The sequence below is a fragment of the Streptomyces sp. NPDC019937 genome (genome assembly GCF_040631655.1).
Lineage (GTDB): Bacteria > Actinomycetota > Actinomycetes > Streptomycetales > Streptomycetaceae > Streptomyces.
Map to the genome: position 1 here is coordinate 122610 of NZ_JBEYAL010000014.1, position 20828 is coordinate 143437.

Genomic DNA, 20828 nt, shown 5'->3' on the forward strand with positions numbered 1-20828 from the left:
CCCACGGGCTTCCCGGGGCACAGCGGACCCGCCGCGCCCCTTAGACTCGGGCCCTGGCACCTTTGGCGTCCCTCTGTGGTCGCTCATGTGGTCGCAAGCGTCGCAGCCGTCGAGCGGGGCCGCGCAGCCTCAGGGCCCCTCCCAGCGGTAGCTGGGGGACAATCGGAAGCACAGGAAGAGATGTCGGCACCGAATAAGTCGTACGACCCTGTCGAGGTCGAGGCACTGAAACCGGAAGAGATCGCCCGGATGCGGGACGAGGCGCTGGACGCCATCGCCGCCGCGGGGGATCTCGAAGCGCTGCGCGAGGTGAAGGTCGCCCACACCGGTGACCGCTCGCCGCTCGCCCTCGCCAACCGCGAGATCGGCGCCCTGCCGCCGCACGCCAAGGCGGACGCGGGCAAGCGCGTCGGCCAGGCCCGCGGCCAGGTCACCCAGGCCCTGAAGGCCCGGCAGGCGGAGCTGGAGGCGGAGCGCGACGCCCGGGTGCTGGTCGAGGAGGCGGTGGACGTCACCCTGCCGTACGACCGCACCCCGGCCGGCGCCCGCCACCCCATCACCACGCTCTCCGAGCGCATCGAGGACGTCTTCGTGGCCATGGGCTACGAGGTGGCCGAGGGCCCGGAGGTCGAGGCCGAGTGGTTCAACTTCGACGCCCTCAACTTCCCGCCGGACCACCCCGCCCGGGAGATGCAGGACACCTTCTTCGTGCGGGGCGCCGAGGAGGGGGAGCCCTCCGGGGTGGTGCTGCGCACCCACACCTCGCCGGTGCAGATCCGGTCGATGATCGAGCGCACGCCGCCGATCTACGTGATCTGCCCGGGGCGCACCTTCCGCACCGACGAGCTGGACGCCACCCACACCCCCGTCTTCAGCCAGGTCGAGCTGCTGGCCATCGACGAGGGCCTGACCATGGCCGACCTCAAGGGCACCCTCGACCACATGGTGCGGGCGCTGTTCGGCGAGGGCATGACCACCCGGCTGCGGCCGAACTTCTTCCCGTTCACCGAGCCGTCCGCCGAGATGGACATGCGGTGCTACGTGTGCCGCGGCGAGTCCGTCGGCAACCCGGACCGCCCGTGCCGCACCTGCTCCAGCGAGGGCTGGATCGAGCTGGGCGGCTGCGGCATGGTCAACCCGCGGGTGCTCATCGCCTGCGGCGTCGACCCGGAGAAGTACAGCGGGTTCGCCTTCGGCTTCGGCATCGAGCGGATGCTGATGTTCCGGCACAACGTGGAAGACATGCGAGACATGGTCGAGGGTGACGTGCGCTTCACCCGGCCCTTCGGGATGGAGATCTGATGCGGGTCCCGCTTTCGTGGCTGCGGGAATACGTCGACCTGCCGGCCGGTGAGACCGGCCGCGACGTGCAGGCCAAACTCGTCGCCGCCGGCCTGGAGGTCGAGACGGTCGAGCAGCTCGGCGCCGGTCTCAAGGGCCCCCTGGTGGTCGGCCAGGTGCTGGCCATCGAGGAACTGGAGGGGTTCAAGAAGCCCATCCGCTACTGCCAGGTCGACGTCGGCCAGGCCAACGGCACCGGCGAGCCGCAGAACATCGTCTGCGGCGCCCGGAACTTCGCGGTCGGCGACAAGGTCGTCGTCGTGCTGCCCGGCGCCGAACTGCCCGGCGGCTTCGCGATCTCCGCGCGCAAGACCTACGGCAAGACCTCCGAGGGCATGATCTGCTCCGCCGCCGAGCTGGGCATGTCCGACGACCATGACGGCATCATCGTGCTGCCGCCGGAGCACGAGGCCGGCACCGACGCGATCGAGCTGCTGCAGCTCGTCGACGAGGTCCTGGACATCGCGGTCACCCCCGACCGCAGCTACTGCCTGTCCATGCGCGGCATCGCCCGGGAGACCGGCATCGCCTACGAGCTGCCGCTGCGCGACCCGGCCCTGCTGGACGTGCCCGCGCCCAACAGCCACGGCTACCCGGTCAAGGTCGCCGACCCGGTCGGCTGCGACCGCTTCACCGCCCGTACGGTCACCGGGCTCGACCCCGAGGCGCACTCCCCGATCTGGCTGCGGCGCCGGCTCCAGAAGGCGGGCCTGCGGCCCGTCTCGCTGGCCGTCGACGTCACCAACTATGTGATGCTGGAGATCGGCCAGCCGCTGCACGCCTACGACCGCTCCCGGGTCACGGGCACGATCGGCGTACGCCGCGCCGAGCCGGGCGAGAAGCTCACCACCCTCGACGGCACCCAGCGCGTCCTGGACGCCGAGGACCTGGTCATCACCGACGACAGCGGGCCGATCGGCCTCGCCGGAGTCATGGGCGGCGCCAACACCGAGATCGCCGACGCCGTCGCCGATCCCGAGACCGGCCGGATCCAGGGCACCACCGACGTCGTCATCGAGGCCGCGCACTTCGCCCCGGTCCCGATCGCCCGCACCGCCCGCCGCCACAAGCTGTCCTCCGAGGCGTCCCGGCGGTTCGAGCGCGGCGTCGACCCCGAGGCCGCCTCCGCGGCCGCCCAGCGCACCGTCGACCTGCTGGTGCTGCTCGCGGGCGGCACCGCCGAGGCGGGCGTCACCGAGATCATCTCGCCCGGCGCCCCGCACACCATCACGCTGCGCGCCGACCACCCGGACCGGGTCGCGGGCGTGGCGTACGGCCGCGAGACCGTGGTGCGGCGCCTCCAGCAGATCGGCTGCGACGTCTACGGCGCGGACGACCTCACCGTCACCGTGCCCAGCTGGCGGCCCGACCTGCGCGACCCGAACGACCTCGCCGAGGAGGTCATCCGGCTGGAGGGCTACGAGAACCTGCCCTCCACCCTGCCGCACCCCCCCTCCGGCCGCGGGCTGACCGAGCGTCAGCGGCTGCACCGCCGGGTCGGCCGGGCGCTGGCCGGGGCCGGTTACGTCGAGGCGCTGAACTACCCGTTCATCGGCGAGGAGGTGCTGAACCAGCTCGGCCTCGCCGCCGACGACCCGCGGCGCGACCTGGTCCGCCTGGTCAACCCGCTCTCCGACGCCGAGCCCGCGCTGCGCACCACCCTGCTGCCCGGACTGCTCGCCGCGCTGCGCCGCAACGCCGGACGTGGTGAGCACGACCTCGCGCTCTTCGAGACCGGCCTGGTCTTCCGCGCCACCGGCGACGAGCCCCCGGCCGTCCGCCTCCCCGTCGACCACCGGCCGACGGACGAGGAGATCGCCCAGCTCGACGCCGCCCTCCCGAGCCAGCCGCGGCGCGCCGCCGTCGTCCTCGCGGGCGACCGGCAGCAGGCCGGCTGGTGGGGCAAGGGCATCCCGGTCAGCTGGGCCGACGCCGTCGAGGCAGGCCGTACCGTGGCGCGCGAGGCGGGCGTCGAGCTGATCGTCCGCCAGGACCAGCAGGACCCCTGGCACCCGGGCCGCTGCGCCGCGCTGCTCGCCGTCGTCGACGGCGAGGAGATCCTCGTCGGCAACGCAGGTGAGCTGCACCCGCGCGTCACCAAGGCGCTCGGCCTCCCGGAGCGCACCTGTGCGATGGAGATCGAGCTGGACCGCCTGCAGCGGGCGGGCACCGGCCCGGTGACGTCCCCGCACGTGTCCGCCTTCCCGGTGGCCACCCAGGACGTCGCCCTGGTGGTCGACGACTCGGCCGCCGCGGCCGACGTCGAGAAGGCGCTGCGCGAGGGCGCGGGCGAACTGCTCGAATCGCTGCGGCTGTTCGACGTCTTCACCGGCGAACAGCTGGGCGAGGGCAAGAAGTCCCTGGCGTACGCGCTGCGCTTCCGCGCCCCGGACCGGACCCTGACCGCCGACGAGGTCGCGGTGGCCCGCGACGCCGCGGTGGCCGTGGCGGCCGAGCGCACCGGCGCCACCCTGCGCGGCGCCTGACGCCGTACCCCGCGAAAGGGGCGCATCCCGCTACGGGGTGCGCCCCTTCGGCGTTTCGTTGCCGGGTTTCACACGATCGGGTGGGAATCGGAGGGGGGGTGGTCCTTTTGGCAGTCGCTGTCGCGAGAATCGTTCCGGTGGCTGCGAGTGGGGGCGACGCATGATCGGGACCAGGGCGGTGTGCGGTAGGAAGCTCGGGCTCGTGCTGACGGGGGTGTGGCTGCTCTGCTGTGTGCTCGTATCGCGGTGGCACGGGCTCTGCGGTCCGCTGCTGGCCGCCGTCCTCCCCCTCGCGTACGCGGTCCGGGCCCGCCGCTCCCGGCTGGTCCGCGAGCTGGAGCGGGCCCGCGAAGTGGCCGCCGCCGCGCAGGAGGTGGTGCTGCGGCCGCTGCCGTCCCGGCTGGAGGGGATCGAGGTGGCGGGCGGCTGTCTGTCGGCCAGCCGCGGCGCCGCGCTCGGCGGCGACCTGTACGAGGTGCTGGCCACCGCGCACGGCGTCCGCGCCGTCATCGGGGACGTACGCGGCCACGGCCTCGCCGCCATCGGCACCGTCGCCGCCGTGCTCGGCAGCTTCCGCGAGGCGGCGCACGAGGAGCCCGAACTCGCCGGTGTCCTCAGGAGGCTGGACCGGGCGCTGCGGCGCCACCTCGGCGACGACCGCGGCGAGGAGTTCGTGACCGTCCTGCTGCTGGAGATCGGCCCCGGCGGCGAGGTGACCGCGCTCAACTGCGGCCACCCCTGGCCGTACCGGCTCCACGAGCAGCCCGTGGGACCGGCGTTGGCCCGGCAGACCACGCCCGGTGAGGTCCTGCCCCCGCTCGGCCTCTTCCCGCTGCCCGCCGAACTGCCCCTGGCCCGCTGCACCGCGCTGCGCCCCGGGGACGCGCTGGTCCTGCACACCGACGGGGCCGAGGACGCGCGCGACGCGCACGGCACGTTCTTCCCGCTGCGCCACGCACTCGGCGAGGCCGCGGGCAGCGGCCCCATCATCCCCGCGGCCGTCGTCGCGGCGGTGCGGACGGCTGTGCTGCGCCACACCGGAGGCCGGCTCGCCGACGACATCGCCCTGGTGGCGCTGCGCAACGACCGCTGCCCGCTGCCCGCGAGCTTCACACCCCGTGTGAAACGGACTTCACTACGCTGAGAGGCGCAGAGTCCACCGGGAGGGCGACATGGAGCCCAACACACTGCTCGACTCCGTACTCGACGAGGCCGGAATCTCCCACGCCGGTCTGGCCGCGCACATCAACGAGGCGGGCCGGGCCCGCGGCATGAAGCTGCGGTACGAACACACCGCGGTCGCCCGCTGGCTGAAGGGGCAGCGGCCGCGCGGCCAAGTGCCGGACCTCATCTGCGAGGTGCTCGGCGAGCGGCTGCACCGCGCCCTCACCCTCGACGACATCGGACTCGGCACCCCCGGCACCCCGCGCGCCCCCGCCACCTCGCTGTCCGGCTTCGTCGAGCGCGCCACCGCGCTGTGGCGCTCCGACGAACAGCAGCGCCCGCACGTCATAGGAGCCCCCGCGGTCACCGGCACACCCGCCGTGATCCCGGTGTGGGAGTGGGAGAACCCGCCGGAGGACTCCGACGTCTCCCGTCACGGCCTCACGCGCGTGTCCATGACCGACATCGAGACGCTGCGCGCCGCCCGCGCCCACTACGAGCAGATGTACCGCAAGGCCGGCGGCGTCGCGACCAGAGCCCGCGTCGTCGGCTTCCTCAACTCCGAGACCGCGCCCCTGCTGCGCGGCGCCTACGCCGACGACATGGGCCGCCAGCTGCACCGGGCGACCGGCGGACTGGTCGCCATCGCCGGGATCTGCGCGTACGACTCCAACGCCCACGGCCTGGCCCAGCGCTACTTCCACCAGGCGCTGCGGCTCGCCAAGGCCAGCGGCGACCGGGGACTTGGCGCGTATGTGATAGCGCTGCTCGTCACCCAGTCCCTGTTCATGAAGGAGTACCGGCAGGCCGTCGCCTTCGCCGAATCGGCGCTGCGCGCCGCGGGGGCCCAGATCACCCCGGCGCTCGCCGCCGACCTGTACGCGATGCAGGCCAAGTCCTACGCGCGGCTCGGCGACGGGCACAGCGCGCTGGCCTGCATCCGGCGTGCCGAGACGGCCGCCGACCGGATCAGACCCGGCCAGGAGCCCGACGAGACCGGCTATGTGCAGCCGGGCCTGGTCAACATCCAGGTGGCGGAGGCGCTGCTCAGCCTCGGTGACCTCGGCGCCGCCCGGGAACACGCCACCGCGGCGGTCGGCACGCCCACCCACGACCGGGGCCGGGTGCACCGGCTCGCCATGCTCACCCACATCGAACTGCGACAGGGAGACGCGGACCGGGCGGGCGCCACCGCGGTCGAGATGACCGAAAGGGCCCGGGGCATGGAATCCCAGAGGTTACGCGACCGGCTCCGCGCGGTACGTGAACACCTGGCCGTCAGCGAGTGCGCCGCGACGCACGAGGCCGCCGAACTCATCGACGGGGCCCTGCGCGTTCCGCTCTGACCGTGGCCGCCGCCGCGGCCCCTTCCCGTGGCCGCGCTCTCGCCAGCGGTTGGCCGCGAGGATTGCCATCTCTCCGACGGAAGGTGGCCGACCAGTGCGATGGAAGAATCTCACGGAGCAGACCGTGTACGAGAACCGATGGTTCCGGGTCAACCTCGCCGACGTCAGACTCCCCGACGGCCGTCATCTGGATCACTATCTGATCCGGCTGCGGCCGGTGGCCGTGGCGACGGTCGTCAACGAGGCGAACGAAGTCCTGCTGCTGTGGCGGCACCGTTTCATCACCGACAACTGGGGCTGGGAACTGGCCGCGGGGGTCGTCGAGGACGGTGAGGACATCGAGATCGCGGCGGCGCGCGAGATGGAGGAGGAGACCGGCTGGCGCCCCGGTCCGCTGCGCCATCTGCTGTCCGTGGAGCCGTCCAACGGGCTCACCGATGCCCGGCACCACATCTACTGGGCCGAGGAGGCCGAGTACGTCGGCCCCCCGGAGGACGACTTCGAGTCGGACCGCCGCGAATGGGTTCCGCTGAAGCTGGTGCCCGATCTGGTCGCGCGCGGTGAGGTGCCCGCGGCGAACATGGCGGCTGCCCTGCTGCTGCTCCACCACATCCGCCTGGGCTGAGCCCCACCGCGCGGACCACGGCAGGCCGCGGGGTACTGGCCGGGAACGGCTAGTGTCCCGCTGCCTGCCACACCGCCAGCGCCAGCGCGGATACCCCCGTCAGAGCGGCGATGGAGGGCAACGGCCAGCGTCCGTGCTCCAGGACGCGCATGCGCCCGGCCAGTTGGTCCAGTTCCTCCTCCGTCTGCTCTCCGCGGTGGTCGTGCAGGATGAGCCGGCCGTCGACGCGGGCGAAGCCCACATCGACGCTCCGGCGGAGTTCCGCGAGCTCCACGGCTAACGCGGTCTGCTCGGGCTCGGTGGTCACGGGTTTGCTCCCCTTCCGGATGTACGTCCGTGCTGCACTGTTCACGCTCCGAGTCAACCGCGTGACCGGGCGGCGCGGGAGAGTGTGTGGGGATTGTGTGTGAGTCACCGGCGCACACCCCGTGCGAACGGCGTCGCCACCGGAGTGCCTACCCGTACGAGTACGCCTACGCGTACTCGTAGAAGCCCGAGCCCGTCTTGCGGCCCAGCCGGCCCGCGTCGACCATGCGCAGCAGCAGCGGGGGAGCGGCGTACAGCGGCTCCTTGTACTCGGAGTACATCGAGTCGGCGATGGCCGCGATGGTGTCCAGGCCGATCAGGTCGGACAGCTTGAGCGGGCCCATCGGATGGGCGCAGCCCATCTCCATGCCGTTGTCGATGTCCTCGCGGGTGGCGACACCGGAGGAGAACATCCGGATGGCGGACAGCAGATACGGGATCAGCAGCGCGTTGACGACGAAACCGGCCCGGTCCAGGGCGTGGATCGCGTGCTTGCCGAGCATGCCCTCGACCAGCGCCTCGGACCGCTTGATGGTCTCCTCACCGGTGGTGAGCGCCGGGATCAGCTCGACCAGCGACTGCACCGGGGCCGGGTTGAAGAAGTGGATGCCGATGACCTGGTCCGGGCGGGAGGTCGCGACGGCCAGCTTGACCAGCGGGATGGACGAGGTGTTCGAGGCGAGGATGGCGTCCGGGCGGGTCACCACCTGGTCCAGGACCTGGAAGATCTGCGTCTTGATCTGCTCGCTCTCGACGACGGCCTCGATGACCAGATCGCGGTCGGCGAACTCCCCGAGGTCCGTGGTGAAGCTCAGCCGCTCCAGCGTCGCGTCCCGCTCCTCCTCGGTGATCTTGCCGCGGGCGGCGGCCTTGTCGAGAGAGGTGGTCAGGCGGGTGCGGCCGATCTCCAGAGCCTCGCCGGTGGTCTCGGCGACCTTGACCTCCAGGCCGGATCGCGCACACACCTCCGCGATGCCCGCTCCCATCTGGCCGCAGCCCACTACTCCGACGCGTTCGATGTCGGTCACATCGTGCCTTTCGCTGAGCTGGTTGTCGTCTGTGCTCCCCCTGCCGACCAGACGTTACCTCCCGGTTAGGCGCGGCGGACGGGCCGGGGCCGCATTGGCACGCCCCGGCCCGCCCGTGTTCACGGTGTGCTGATGGGTCCGTTACGACACGTCCCCGCGCAGGATCCCGCGGCCGTTCGTGCCGACGTAGACCCGGCCGTAGACCCGTGGGTCGCCGGTGATGGTGGCGCCGGTCCAGCCCCACTGACGCGTGTCGTCGTTGATCCGGGTCCAGCTCTTCCCGGCGTCGGTGGAGCGGAAGATGCCGCGCACCCCGCCGATCTTCGCGCTGGTGTAGAGCGTCTGGTACGAGGCGCCGGGGGCGGCCTTGCCGAAGCCGATGGTGTCGGCCTGCTGGACGCCCGGCAGCTTGGTGAAGGTCGCGCCGGAGTCCGTGGAGTGCCACAGCCCGTACGCGCCGTTCGCGGTGCCGCCCGCGAGCCAGATGTCGCCCTCCGCGCCCGGTACCGCCTTGAAGCGCACGCTCTCGGCGGGCAGCCCGGAGGACGCCTTGGCGGTGAAGGTGGCGCCGCCGTCGGTGCTCACGTAGAAGGTGCCGGACTTGTAGCCGTAGAACTTCTTCGGGTTCTTGCGGTCGGACTCGACCACCGCCCCGGCCGGGATGCCGCTGGAGGCCGTCCAGGAGTTGCCGAAGCCGGTGGTGCGGTAGACGGCCGACGCACCGTCGGGGCTCCAGACGAAGCCGCTGCCGTCCGCCGCCGCGGCCACCGTGCCGCCGCCGGTGACGCCGGGCGGCTCGGTGCCCTGGAACCAGTTGGCGCCGTTGTCGGTGGAGAAGGCGACGCGCGGGGCGGTGTCGTTGTTGCCCACCCGCACCACGGTGTTCGGGCTGCTCTCGGCGTAGTCCAGGCTGGTGGTCGTGGTGAACGACGGCGAGGCGTACATCTTCGCGGGCACCGCGTCGAGATCGGTGTGGCGGAAGCCGCCGATGTCGCCGAGCGCGCTCAGCAGCGGGGCGCCGGACGGCGGGCTGGCCAGGTCGTTGACCGCGGTCTCCTCCAGGCCCTTCACCATCGGCGTGATCTTCGCCTGGCCGCCGGAGTCCCACGCGGTCAGGTTCTCGGTGCCGTAGACCGTCGCGCCGGTGCCGTACATCATCCGGTTGGAGTCGAACGGGTCGATCTCCAGCGCCTCGGTCATCCAGCCCAGTTTCGGGGTGACCTCGGGCGGCGTCGGGTTGGTGCCGAAGGACAGCCAGGGGACGGAGGAGATGTCCTGGGTGTAGCGGAAGGACCGGTTCGGGTAGGTGGTGTAGTCCCAGGCGCGGGTCCAGGTGGCGCCGGAGTCGGTGGAGCGGAAGATCTGGGTGTCCGGCCACCAGGAGCTGTAGCCGGTCACCATGAGGGTGCCGGGCTTCTGGCGGTCCACGGTGAGCCCGCTGTAGCCGAAGGAGGTGTCGGCCTCGGCCATGGGGCTGATGTTCTTCCACTCGCCGGTGGCGGTCGTATACCGCCACACCTGGCCCTTGTCGCCGTCGTACGGGCCGCCCTTGTCGCTCGTGGTGAGGTACAGGTAGCCGTTCTTCGCGTCCAGGACGCCCTTGTGGGAGAGGTAGCCGGTGGGCTGTCCGGCCAGCCGCGACCAGGTGGCGCCCGCGTCGGTCGAGCGGTAGACCGTGTTGTCCTTGTCGGCCACGCCCACGTAGATGGTCTTCGTGGCGTTGCCGGAGGAGCCGGTGCGCTCGTCGAACGTCACCCACACCACGCCCTGGTTGTCGCTCGCGTAGCCGCTGGTGTCGTTCGGGTCCTGGACGTAAGTGCCGGGGTTGGGGAAGGCGGTCACCTTCGACCAGCTGACCCCGGAGTCGGTGGAGCGCCACAGGCCGTTGCCGCTGGGCGCGCCGAGGTACAGCACGCTGTTGCGGTTCGGGTCGACCGCCAGCCGTTCGCCCATGCCACGGCCCGGCATGTTGCCGCCGAGCTTGAAGGGGAGCGTGGCCGCCTGCCACGTGGCGCCCCGGTCGGAGGAGCGCAGGACCGCGCCGTTGCCCGGGTCCCAGCTGTTGGTGTACGTACCGGCCGCCGCGTACACCTTGTTCGGCGCGACCGGGTCGCTGGCCAGGCTGACCACGCCGGTCCAGCCCCAGTGGTCCCAGCCCACCGAGTCCAGCAGCGGCACCCACCGCTTTCCGGACTGGTCCCAGCGGTACGCGCCGCCGATGTCGGTGCGGGCGTAGGCGAGGTTCTTCTCCTTGCGGTTGAAGACGATGCCGGGGACGAATCCGCCGCCGTCGATGCGGACGTTCTTCCAGCTGTAGCTGTCGGCCGCGCTTCCGGCCGGGGTGGTGGGGGAGTCGTCGGGGCGGGCCGCCGCGGGGGCGGCGGCCGCGGTGAGTAATCCGCCGACGAGTGCCAGCGCGGCCATGAGCGCGCCGAGCGGGGTTCTCCTGCCTCTGCTGCGCACGGGAACTTCCTCTCCGGGCGTGGGGGTGTGAGGTGTGATTTGGGAGCGCTCCCATGCGTGCGTGCTCTTGATGTTAACGGCCGGATGGCCGTGCGAGAAGAGTGAAGTCACGGGGTACCCATTGCCGCCCGCCCCCAAGCCGCCCATCATCGGCTGGAGTTGCGCCTCAGTGAGGAGTGGGCATGGGTCGGATCACGGGCATCACACGACGGAGCGTGACGGCCGCGGCCGCCGGGGCGCTGGCCACGGCCGCCTGGCCGGGCGAGGCGGCGGCGGAGGGGCGGGGGCACGGACGTGAGTTCCGGGGGATGTGGCTGGCCACGGTCGCGAACCGCGACTGGCCCGCGCGCCCCGGACTTCCCGCCGCCGAGCAGCGGGCCTCGCTGCTGGCCTTCCTCGACACCGCCGTCGAGCGGCGGCTCAACGCGGTCGTCTTCCAGGTCCGGCCCACCGCCGACGCGCTGTGGCCGTCCCCGTACGAGCCCTGGTCGGAGTGGCTGACCGGGACGCAGGGCCAGGACCCGGGCTGGGACCCGCTGGGCACCGCGGTGCGCGAGGCGCACCGGCGCGGCCTGGAGCTGCACGCCTGGTTCAACCCGTACCGCGTCGCGAACCACGCCGACCCGGGCAGACTGCTGCCCACCCATCCGGCCCGGGTGCACCCCGAGTGGGTCGTGGGTTACGGCGGCAAGCTCTACTACAACCCCGGGCTGCCCGAGGTCCGCCGCTTCGTCCAGGACGCGATGCTGCACGCGGTCGCGCGCTATGACATCGACGCCGTCCACTGGGACGACTACTTCTACCCCTATCCGGTGGCGGGCCAGGTCTTCGACGACGACGCGGCGTACGCGCGCCACGGCGCGGGCTTCCCCGACCGGGCCGCCTGGCGGCGGAACAACATCGACCTGCTGGTGCGGGAGACCGCCGCACGTATCAAGCGGCTGCGGCGGGGCGTGCGGTTCGGCATCAGCCCCTTCGGCGTGTGGCGCAACCGTGCCACCGATCCGCTCGGCTCCGACACCCGGGCCGGGGTGCAGACCTACGACGACCTGTACGCGGACACCCGGCGCTGGGTGCGGGAGGGCTGGATCGACTACGTCGTCCCGCAGGTGTACTGGAACATCGGCTTCGCCGCAGCCGACTACGCCACCCTCGTGCCCTGGTGGGCGGAGGTGGTGCGGGGCACCGGCGTCGGCCTCTTCATCGGCGAGGCGCTGTACAAGGCGGGCGATCCGGCCCAGCCCGCGCCCTGGCAGGACCCGGCGGAGCTGTCCCGCCACCTCACGCTCTGCGCGGGGTATCCGCAGGTGCGGGGGAACGTGTACTTCTCGGCGAAGGAAGTGGCCGCCGACCGCAACGGCGCCATGGCGCGCGTGGTCGCCGACCACTATCCGTCCCGGGTACGTCCGCCTCGCTGAGCCCGGCTCGCGGCCGGGCCGCCCTCGCTACCGCTGTCCGGCGGGCAGGTGACGTACGACCGAGTCGGGTCCGGGGGAGAACAGGCACTCATGACCGTCGTCCTCGTAACGGACGCGGTACGGCGGTTCACCGTGGTCCCCGAGCACTTCGATGATCTCTGCGGTCCGGTCGTGAACTCCGACAACCCTGCCGTGCACCAGCAGCTTGTCGCCTACGGTCGCCTCCATCTGCGTGACCTCCTGTAGTGCGGCTACCCGGAGGGCGATGCGATCCCTGTGGCCAGTCTATGGCCGGTCCACCCGGATCGCGCCCGCCGGGTCCGCCCGGGTTCACCCCCGTTGCGTCACCCCGATGCACACCAGGACCGCGACGGCGGCGATCGGCGCGGCGGGGCCGATGTGCTCGCCGAGCAGCAGCACCGACCACACCAGGGTCAGCAGCGGCTGGGCCAGCTGCAGCTGGCTGGCCCGGGCCACGCCGATGGCGGCCATGCCGCGGTACCAGACCACCAGCCCCACGAACTGCGAGCCCACCGCCAGCCACAGCAGCCCGGCGACGGCGTGGCCGCCGAGCCGCACGTCCTCGCTGAGCAGCGCGACCACCGCGCCCGGGAGCGCCACCGGAACGCAGGCCACCAGCGCCCAGCCGATCACCTGCCAGCCCGGCATGCTGCGGGCCAGCCGCCCGCCCTCCGCGTAGCCCGCGGCGCACACCAGCAGCGCGCCGAAGAGATACAGATCGCCGATGGTCGGCGCGCCGCCGCTCTGCTGCACCGCGAATCCGATCACCACCGCGGCCCCGGTGAGCGCCGCCGCCCAGAACCGGCGCGAGGGCCGCGCCCCGGTGCGTACGGCGGACACGGCGGCCGTGGTCAGCGGCAGCAGCCCCACGACCACGGCGGCGTGCGAGGTGGTGGAGGTCTGCAGCGCGAGCGTGGTCAGCAGCGGGAACCCGACCACCACCCCGGCCGCGACCACCAGCAGCCCGGGCCAGTGGCGCCGCTGCGGCGGCGCCACCCGCCGCGCCGCGAGCGCGCCCCCGGCCACCAGCGCGGCGAGCACCACCCGGCAGGTGGTCACCGACCAGGGGCCGAGCCCCTCCAGGGCCCAGGCGGTGCCGGGGAAGGTGAGGGAGAAGGCGACCACCCCGAGGGCGGCCAGCAGCGTCCCGCTTTGGGTGGGAGCGGTTGCCGCGACGGTGCCGGGGTCACCGCTCACCGCTATCGTGTCGTCGACAGTAGCGCTATCCTGTGTTCTCATGCACGAGCGTAGCAGTGTCGCTGAACTGGCAGAAGCTCTCCGGCGTGAGCTGAATCGCTACTCTCCCGGTGAGAAGCTGCCGTCCAGTCGTGCCCTGGTCGAACGCCACCGGGTGAGCCCCGTCACCGTCTCCCGCGCGCTGGCCGCGCTCGCCGCCGAGGGGCTGGTCGTCACCCGGCCCGGCGCCGGTGCCTTCCGTGCCGCGCCCCGGGTCGAGGCGCCGCGGGCCGGGGACACCTCCTGGCAGGAGGTCGCGCTGAGCGTCGAGACGCCCGGCGAATCGGTCCCGCGCTCGGTCGACGCCTCGGGCGTCCTGGCCACCCTCGCCGCCCCGCCGCCCGGAATCCTGGAGCTGAACAGCGGCTATCTGCACCCCTCGCTCCAGCCCGAGCGGGCGCTGGCCGCCGCCCTCACCCGGGCCGGGCGCCGGCCCGGCGCCTGGGGCCGCCCGCCCATGGAGGGACTGCCCGAGCTGCGCGCCTGGTTCGCCCACCAGATCGGCGGCCGCGGCGGCACGGTCACCGCCGCCGACGTCCTGGTCACCGCGGGCGGCCAGTCCGCGCTGACCTGCGCGCTGCGCGCCCTCGCCCCGCCCGGCGCGCCCGTCGTGGTCGAGTCGCCCACCTACCCCGGCATGCTCGCCGCCGCCCGCGCCTCCGGGCTGCGCCCGGTCCCCGTACCGGCCGACGCCGACGGCATCCGTACCGATCTGCTCGCCGAGGCGCTGCGGGCGGGCGGCGCCCGCGTCGTCGTCTGCCAGCCGCTGTTCCAGAACCCGACCGGCGCGGTGCTCTCCGCCGAACGGCGCCGCGAGGTGATCCGGATCGCGCGCGAGGCGGGCGCGTTCGTGATCGAGGACGACTTCGCGCGCTACCTCGTCCACGAGGACGCGCCCCCGCTGCCCGCGGCCCTCGCCGCGGACGACCCCGACGGGGTGGTGGTCCACGTCTGCTCCCTCACCAAGGCCACCTCGCCCAGCCTCCGGGTCGGCGCGCTCGCCGCCCGCGGCCCGGCGCTGGAGCGGCTGCGCGCGATCCAGGTCGTGGACAGCTTCTTCGTCCCGCGCCCGCTGCAGGAAGCCGCGCTGGAACTGGTCGGCGCGCCCTCCTGGACGCGCCATCTGCGGACCGTCGCCGCCGAACTGCGCACCCGTCGCGAGGCTCTGGTCACCGCGGTCCGCCGCGAGCTGCCCGGCCTGCCGTCCCCGCACGTCCCGCCCGGCGGCTACCACCTGTGGCTGCGCCTGCCGCACGGCACCGACGAGGGCGCGCTCGCCTCCGCCGCGCTGCGCGCCGGAGTCGCGGTGGCCTCCGGCCGCCCGTACTTCAGCGCCGAGCCGCCCGCCCCGCACGTCCGGCTGAGCTTCGCCTCGGTCGCGGGCACCGGCGAACTCGCCGAGGGCGCACGGCGGTTGCGCACCGCCTGCGACGAGGTGCTGGGATAGGAAACGACGCAACCACGCGGCGGACCCGGACCTCTCACTTCTCGCACAGGACCCCTCCCGCGCGGCCACCGAACCGTACGATGCGCGAATGACGTTTCGGCTGACGCTGGTCGCCGCCGCCTCGACCTCCTCGCGGCTCGGGGAACGCTTCGGCGACGACCGGCCGCTGGATCCGGAGGGCCGTCGCGCCGCCGAGCGCGCCGCGCCCGTCCTCCTGCCGCTGGCCGCGGCCGAGCTGCGCTACTGCTCGCCGTCGCCGCGCAGCCGGGAGACCGGCCTCGCGCTCGGGTTCACCCCGCTCGTCCAACTCGCCCTGCGCGACTGGGACATGGGCCGCTGGGGCGGCCGTACGTTCGCCGATGTGATGGCGCGCGAGCCGCGCGCGGTCGACGTGTGGCTCGCGGACCCCCGCTCCGCGCCGTACGGCGGCGAGTCGCTGCTGGCGTTCATCACCCGGGTCGGCGGCTGGCTGGACACCCGGCCGGTCGAGGAGCACGTCAAGGTGCTCGCGGTGGCCGACCCCGGGGTGATACGCGCCGCCCTGACGTACGCCATCAAGGCGCCGCCGCACTGCTACTGGAACGTCGACGTGACCCCGCTGTCCACCGTCACCCTCACCGGCCGCGCCGGGCAGTGGCGGCTGCGGGTGGAGGGTGGCGCGCCGGGCTGAGCCGGTGACGTTCACTCGGATGATCTTGTGGAGTCGCCGGGCCCCGCGCGACCCGCGACGCTGATGCCGGAGCCCCTACGACCCGATGGGAACTGTCATCATGCGCCACCTCCGCCGCCTTCGCCACCTCGGCCTGAGCGCCGCCACCGCCCTGACCGCCGCCCTCCTGTGTGCCGCCCCCGCCGCGGCCGCCGCCTCGGCGCCGACCGGGGGCGGCGGCGATCCGCTGTTCCCGGGCGGGCGCGAGCGGGTCTTCGATCTCGTCGCCCACCAGACGCAGTTCAGCTTCGTGGATGTGGGCACGCCCGGGCCCAGCCAGGGGGACGAGTTCGTCCTCAGCGGGGACCTTCTCCAGGGAAGCACCACGGTGGGGACGTTCGGCGAGGTGTGCACGCTGACCCGGGTCGGGCCCGTCGTCGACTCGTTCGACCAGCAGTGCGTGGGCACCCTCAGGCTTCCCGGCGGGGACATCACCATCCAGGGGATGATCTCCGTCACCGCGGCCGGTCCCGAGCCCGACATCAACCTCGCGATCACCGGCGGCACGGGCCGCTACCGCACCGCCCACGGCTTCGTCCACGCCGTCAGCGTCACCGGGCTGGACACCAACTTCACCGTGCACCTCATCTTCTGACGCCCCGCTGACCCGCTCAGGCCGCGCCGTGGAAGCGGCGGTGCAGCGTCCGGACCTCCTCGGCGAGCGCGGGATACGGGCCCGCCACCACCGCGCCGGGCACGACCTCCCGGATCGGCAGGGTCCGTACCGGCGGCGCCGGCACGCCGAGTTCGGCGAGCCAGCCCGCCAGCTGCTCCGAGGAACTGGCGTACACGATGCGGCCGAGCCCGACCCAGCCGTGCGCGGCGGCGCACATCGGGCAGTGCTCGCCCGAGGTGTAGACGGTGGCCGCGGCCCGCTCCGCGGGCGTCAGCCGCCCCGCCGCCCAGCGCGCCAGGGCGAACTCCGGGTGGCGGGTGTGATCACCGCCCGCCACCCGGTTGTGGTCCTCGGCCAGGACGGTCCCGTCGGCGGCGACGAGCACCGAGCCGAAGGGTTCGTCGCCCGCCTCCAGGGCCTCGGTCGCCAGCTCCACACAGCGGCGCAGATGCCGCAGGTCGTCGTCGGTCGTGTTGTCGGCCACGATGCCTCCCCCAGTGGTGATCCAAGGGCAGCATGTCAATCCGTCAGCTCCTCGGCCAGCAGGTCCATCAGCAGACCGTCGTGCCAGGTGCCGTCGGGCCCGCGCTCGTAGCGGCGCATCACGCCGACCGGACGGAACCCGGCCTTGCCGTAGGCGCGGATGGCGGCGGCGTTGTCCGCGGCCGGATCGATCACGATGCGGTGGTGGCCGTGGTCGCGGACGAGGTGCCGGGCCAGGGTGCGCACGGCGTCGGTGCCGAGCCCACGGCCGTGTACCGCCGGGTCCAGATAGATGTCGATGCTCGCGTGCCGGTAGTCGGGGTCCGTTTCGGCCGACCACTGGATCATGCCGACCACGGCCCCCTCGTGCACCACGGCCAGCGTCTCGGTGTCCGGCTCGGCCAGGTCCTCCGTCACCGCCGCCACCAGGTCCTCGCCGCCCCGCCAGCGTGCGTACACCTCGGGCTTCGCGCGGATGGCGGCGAGCGCGGGGATGTCGGCGGGGACGGTGGGCCGCAAGCCAACCCGGGCGCCGTGCAGAGTCGTCCGCATGGACGCCGACGATGTCAGGAAGCGGGGGTGAGCACCAGCGGGGCGAATGCGTTTCAGAGCCGCTCGGCCCTCTCCCGCAGCAGCCGGCGCTCGGCGGCGTTGCGGGTGAGGGAGGCGGCGCGCTCGAACTCGGCGCGGGCCTCCGCCCGCCGCCCCAGGCGCTCCAGCAGATCGCCGCGGACGCTCGGCAGCAGGTGGTAGTCGCGCAGCGCGGGGTCCGCGACCAGGGCGTCGACCAGTTCCAGCGCGGCCGCCGGGCCCTGTGCCATCGAGACGGCCACCGCCCGGTTCAGCTCCACCACCGGGGACGGGGTGAGCGCGGCCAGCCGGTCGTAGAGGGTGGTGATGGTTCCCCAGTCGGTGTCCTCGTAGCGGACCGCCCGCGCGTGGCACGCGGCGATCGCGGCCTGGAGGGCGTACGGGCCGTGGCCCGCCCGGTGCAGGGCCTCGACGCCACGGTGGATGAGCAACCGGTTCCACCTGGCCCGGTTCTGGTCGGCGAGCAGCACCGGCGCGCCGTCCGGGCCGGTGCGTGCCGGGATGCGGGAGGCCTGGAACTCCAGGAGCGCGGCCAGCCCGTGCACCTCGGGCTCCTTGGGCATGAGCCCCGCCAGCACCCGGGCCAGGCGCAGCGCGTCCTCGCACAGGGCGGGGCGCACCAGGTCGTCCCCGGCCGTCGCGGAGTAGCCCTCGTTGAAGATCAGGTAGATGACCTCCAGGACCGAGGAGAGCCGGGCGGTGCGGTCCTCGCCGTACGGCACCTCGAAGGGCACCCCGGCCTTGGCCAGCGACCGCTTCGCCCGGACGATCCGCTGGGCGACGGCCGCCTCCGAGGCCAGGAACGCGCGGGCGATCTCCTCCGTGGTCAGCCCGCCCAGCAGCCGCAGGGTCAGGGCGATCCGGGCCTCCGGAGACAGCACCGGATGGCAGGCGGTGAAGATCAGCCGCAGCAGATCGTCGTCGATGCCGTCGGGGTCGTCGAGGTCCGCCGGATCGGGTGGCGGCACGTCCTCCAGGGCCCGCCCGACCTCGGCCAGCTTCCGCGCGTACGTCTCCTTGCGGCGTACGAGGTCGATCGCGCGGTGCTTGGCGGTGGCCATGAGCCAGGCTCCCGGCTTGTCCGGGACGCCCGACTCCGGCCACTGTTCCAGCGCGGCGATCAGGGCATCCTGCGCGAGTTCCTCGGCGATGCCGACATCCCGCACGATGCGGGCGACACCGGCGATGATGCGCGCGGATTCGATCCTGAAGACCGCTTCGACCGTTTCGGTCGCGTTCGCTGCCGTCACGGCCACCCATCAGAGCAGCCGCCCGGTGGTGCGGCAAGCGGAACCGGATCGGTCCGGGAGCCTGATCAGCCCTCGTCGATCTGGCGGACCTCGGCGGTGACGGTCCAGTAGTCCTCGTGGGTCTCCAGGAACCGCTTGGTCCACTCCAGCGCCTCGGCCTTGTCCTTGGCCTGGATGAGGGAGTAGCCGCCGATGACCTCCTTGCTCTCGGTGAACGGCCCGTCGGTGTAGCTGATCTTGCCGCCGGACCAGGTGACCCGGGTGCCCTCGGAGGTGGGCTTGAGCCCGGCCGTGTCGAGCATGACGCCCGCCTTGGTGATCTCCTCCAGCAGGGCGCCCATGCGCTCCATCAGCTCGGGGCTGGGACCCTCGGCGGGGGCGTTCTTCTCGTCGATGCGGATCAGGGTCAGAAAGCGCGGCATGGTGACTCCTCGGTCGCCGGGCGGGGCCACTCCCCGCCTCTCACCCTTACGTCGAACGGGAGACACCCGGATCGACAGCTCCCCGGAAAAAACTTCCGGCGATTTCTCCGGGGGTGCCGTCGGTCCCTCGACGCGCGAGGGAACCGGCATTGTCCGGGCGGTGTCTGGGCGAGCATGGCGAGCTTTGTGTTGCTGACCCTGGTCTTCGCGCCGCTCCTGATGCCGCTCGTGTGCGCGGGCGCCGCCCTGGGGCTCGCGCTGCGGGCCTCCAGGCGGCTGCCGGGCAGCGGGTGGCATCTGCCGAGCGTCACGACGTGCGTGCTGGTGATGGTCATGGCGGGCGCGGCGGCGTTCGGCGCGTACACATGGGGGGTGGTGTCGGGGTTCTATGTCCTGGATCCGGATCAGATGTGCGCGGTGGAGGGGCTGCCGGGAGATCACATCGTGACGCGGGCGACGCTGCCGATCAGCGCGCAGTGCGTCACGGAGGGCGGTTTGGCGTCCGAGCTGGTGCCCGGCTGGGTGAATCCGGTGATCATCGGCGGACTGGCGCTTTTCGTGCTCGCCCTCATCTTGGGCATCCTCTCGGTGGCGCGTCGGCGAGCGGGGTGAGGCTGCCGCGTCCGGCCCCGCTGTCGGCGCCCTGTGTCATTATGCGGACGCGTCCCAGGGGAGTGGGCCGCGTTCTGCTGAGTGCCAGGGGGCTGGGGATGGGTGCGGGTACGGAGCCGGACGGCTCGTCCAGATCTGACGAGGAGTGGCAGCGGTTTCTGCGCGAGTCGGTGGCGGGTGCCGCCGACGCGCCCAAGGAGCCGTCGGCGCGGGCCCGCGACGTGGCGAACCGGCTGCGCGCGGAGCCCGGCCGGGAGATGGAGGGCCGGCGCGGCCACCCGCCCGCGCGGCCCGGGCGGCGCACGGGCTGGTACGTGGCCGGGCTGCTGGCCTCGCTGGTGCTGCTGGTGGTGGCGCTCGCGCCGGGGTGGGTAGTGGACCTGTTCGCCGGCGCCGACTCCCCGCCGTCGGCGGCCGAGACCGCCCGCCCGGCCGGGGCACCTCCGGCGGAGGCGGCCCTGCGCCCCACCACGAAGGAGCCGTTCCGCGGCTCGCCGGCGGCGGGCTGGGCGAGCGGAGCGGCGGGGATCACCGTGCCGGAGGCCGGGGCGGTCGGCTGGATGAGTGCGGCCGAGGTCGAGCGGGCCCTCGCCCGCAGCCGGGACTTCCTCGTCGCGTCCGGCCTGGACCGCGGGGTGCTGCGGGGTGAGCGCCCCGGCAAGGCGATCGCACTGATCAACCCGCACCAGAAGGACGTCCAGGACCTTCTGAAGACCGCGTTCCGCACTCCGAGCGAGAAGAACGACCCGCTCCTCCTCTTCAGCCGCTTCCAGCCCTCCCGCACCCGCCTGGTCGGCGACGTCGTGAAGACCCGGGGCCGGCTCACCTACCGGGAGGGCGAGCGCGGCGCGGTCCAGGTGACCGCCGATGTCACCTTCGTCTACCCGGTCACCCGCGCGGACGCGGGCGGCGGCGACGACGAGATCGTGCGCACGATCGTCCGGCGCGAGCTGATCCTGAGCTGGGACGACCCGGACAAGGTGATCACCGAGCCGGGCACGTTCTCGGTCGTCTCGTACAAGTACGCCATGACCAACGGCGGCTGCGGCGCCCCCACCGGCTACTTCGTCCCGCCCTTCGGCACGGACCGCCGGGCGGACGAGACCGGCGCGGAGGTCGACCCGTACGACCGCAGCACGCCGGTCGGGCGCGGCGAGTCCGCGGCGGACGAGTGCGGGAGGGCGACGCGGTCCTAGGGGGGCTCCCGGCGCGCACAGGGAGGTTAAGCCCTGCCTGAATATTCTTTGCATAAAGCTGCCGTCGA

General features: G+C 73.0%; 20 protein-coding genes. 11 read left to right on the forward strand and 9 right to left on the reverse strand.

The genetic code is table 11. The features are described from left to right. Positions 1–180 precede the first annotated feature (180 nt). From pheS to ABZ562_RS16410, 5 genes are all read left to right on the forward strand, one after another. The gene (gene pheS, locus ABZ562_RS16390; protein ID WP_361479157.1) at positions 181–1302 is read left to right on the forward strand and encodes a phenylalanine--tRNA ligase subunit alpha; all 1122 of its coding nucleotides are present in this window, start codon (positions 181–183) and stop codon (positions 1300–1302) included. After that, positions 1302–3827, forward strand: coding sequence for a phenylalanine--tRNA ligase subunit beta (pheT, locus tag ABZ562_RS16395; RefSeq protein ID WP_361479160.1), 2526 nt, complete (start codon positions 1302–1304; stop codon positions 3825–3827). The genes pheS and pheT overlap by 1 nt, the downstream gene beginning before the upstream one ends. A 160-nt stretch (positions 3828–3987) precedes the next feature. Further along, positions 3988–4971, forward strand: coding sequence for a PP2C family protein-serine/threonine phosphatase (locus ABZ562_RS16400; protein WP_361479162.1), 984 nt, complete (start codon positions 3988–3990; stop codon positions 4969–4971). Between the two features lie 28 nt (positions 4972–4999). Next, positions 5000–6337 (forward strand): transcriptional regulator, encoded by a 1338-nt coding sequence (locus ABZ562_RS16405; protein WP_361479164.1) that lies wholly within the window; start codon positions 5000–5002, stop codon positions 6335–6337. A gap of 94 nt (positions 6338–6431) precedes the next feature. Next, complete coding sequence (locus ABZ562_RS16410; protein WP_055557464.1) at positions 6432–6962, forward strand: NUDIX hydrolase; 531 nt, start codon at positions 6432–6434, stop codon at positions 6960–6962. Positions 6963–7011: 49 nt separating this feature from the next. Here the strand turns inward: ABZ562_RS16410 and ABZ562_RS16415 are convergent, their stop codons facing one another. From ABZ562_RS16415 to ABZ562_RS16425, 3 genes are all read right to left on the reverse strand, one after another. Continuing rightward, on the reverse strand, positions 7012–7269 hold the full coding sequence (locus ABZ562_RS16415; RefSeq protein WP_361479167.1) for a hypothetical protein: 258 nt from the start codon (positions 7267–7269) through the stop codon (positions 7012–7014). A 166-nt stretch (positions 7270–7435) separates the two neighbouring features. Next, positions 7436–8296: a 3-hydroxybutyryl-CoA dehydrogenase gene (locus ABZ562_RS16420; RefSeq protein ID WP_055557466.1), complete on the reverse strand. Its 861-nt coding sequence runs from the start codon at positions 8294–8296 to the stop codon at positions 7436–7438. A 141-nt stretch (positions 8297–8437) separates the two neighbouring features. Next, positions 8438–10759: a xyloglucanase gene (locus ABZ562_RS16425; RefSeq protein WP_361479169.1), complete on the reverse strand. Its 2322-nt coding sequence runs from the start codon at positions 10757–10759 to the stop codon at positions 8438–8440. Positions 10760–10941: 182 nt separating this feature from the next. Here ABZ562_RS16425 and ABZ562_RS16430 point away from each other — a divergent pair, with 182 nt between their 5' ends. After that, a complete protein-coding gene (locus tag ABZ562_RS16430; RefSeq protein WP_361479171.1) occupies positions 10942–12177 on the forward strand; it encodes a family 10 glycosylhydrolase in 1236 nt (411 codons plus the stop codon). A 27-nt stretch (positions 12178–12204) separates the two neighbouring features. Here the strand turns inward: ABZ562_RS16430 and ABZ562_RS16435 are convergent, their stop codons facing one another. Both ABZ562_RS16435 and ABZ562_RS16440 read right to left on the reverse strand, forming a co-directional pair. Beyond that, positions 12205–12405, reverse strand: coding sequence for a DUF1918 domain-containing protein (locus ABZ562_RS16435; RefSeq protein ID WP_361479173.1), 201 nt, complete (start codon positions 12403–12405; stop codon positions 12205–12207). Between the two features lie 102 nt (positions 12406–12507). Further along, the gene (locus tag ABZ562_RS16440; RefSeq protein ID WP_361479176.1) at positions 12508–13437 is read right to left on the reverse strand and encodes a DMT family transporter; all 930 of its coding nucleotides are present in this window, start codon (positions 13435–13437) and stop codon (positions 12508–12510) included. Between ABZ562_RS16440 and ABZ562_RS16445 the strand changes: the two genes are divergently transcribed. The 3 genes from ABZ562_RS16445 to ABZ562_RS16455 all read left to right on the forward strand — a co-directional run bounded on the left by ABZ562_RS16445 (position 13436) and on the right by ABZ562_RS16455 (position 16185). Further along, a complete protein-coding gene (locus ABZ562_RS16445; RefSeq protein WP_361479179.1) occupies positions 13436–14881 on the forward strand; it encodes a PLP-dependent aminotransferase family protein in 1446 nt (481 codons plus the stop codon). The two genes, ABZ562_RS16440 and ABZ562_RS16445, sit on opposite strands and share 2 nt — an antisense overlap. An 88-nt stretch (positions 14882–14969) precedes the next feature. After that, on the forward strand, positions 14970–15551 hold the full coding sequence (locus ABZ562_RS16450; RefSeq protein WP_361479182.1) for a histidine phosphatase family protein: 582 nt from the start codon (positions 14970–14972) through the stop codon (positions 15549–15551). Between the two features lie 100 nt (positions 15552–15651). After that, on the forward strand, positions 15652–16185 hold the full coding sequence (locus ABZ562_RS16455) for a hypothetical protein (RefSeq protein WP_361479185.1): 534 nt from the start codon (positions 15652–15654) through the stop codon (positions 16183–16185). 16 nt (positions 16186–16201) lie between these two features. On the opposite strand, the gene ABZ562_RS16460 is transcribed toward ABZ562_RS16455, so the two are convergent. From ABZ562_RS16460 to ABZ562_RS16475, 4 genes are all read right to left on the reverse strand, one after another. Continuing rightward, the gene (locus ABZ562_RS16460; RefSeq protein WP_361479188.1) at positions 16202–16690 is read right to left on the reverse strand and encodes a nucleoside deaminase; all 489 of its coding nucleotides are present in this window, start codon (positions 16688–16690) and stop codon (positions 16202–16204) included. Positions 16691–16725: 35 nt separating this feature from the next. Then, on the reverse strand, positions 16726–17241 hold the full coding sequence (locus tag ABZ562_RS16465; protein ID WP_361479191.1) for a GNAT family protein: 516 nt from the start codon (positions 17239–17241) through the stop codon (positions 16726–16728). A 53-nt stretch (positions 17242–17294) separates the two neighbouring features. Further along, positions 17295–18530 (reverse strand): DUF6596 domain-containing protein, encoded by a 1236-nt coding sequence (locus ABZ562_RS16470; protein WP_361479194.1) that lies wholly within the window; start codon positions 18528–18530, stop codon positions 17295–17297. A gap of 65 nt (positions 18531–18595) precedes the next feature. Beyond that, a complete protein-coding gene (locus ABZ562_RS16475; protein ID WP_055557472.1) occupies positions 18596–18952 on the reverse strand; it encodes a YciI family protein in 357 nt (118 codons plus the stop codon). 174 nt (positions 18953–19126) lie between these two features. Between ABZ562_RS16475 and ABZ562_RS16480 the strand changes: the two genes are divergently transcribed. Together ABZ562_RS16480 and ABZ562_RS16485 are read left to right on the forward strand one after the other, a co-directional pair. Next, positions 19127–19564, forward strand: a complete 438-nt coding sequence (locus ABZ562_RS16480) for a hypothetical protein (protein ID WP_361479197.1) — start codon at positions 19127–19129, stop codon at positions 19562–19564. 98 nt (positions 19565–19662) lie between these two features. Further along, complete coding sequence (locus ABZ562_RS16485) at positions 19663–20760, forward strand: hypothetical protein (RefSeq protein ID WP_361479200.1); 1098 nt, start codon at positions 19663–19665, stop codon at positions 20758–20760. The last annotated feature ends 68 nt before the right edge of the window (positions 20761–20828 follow it).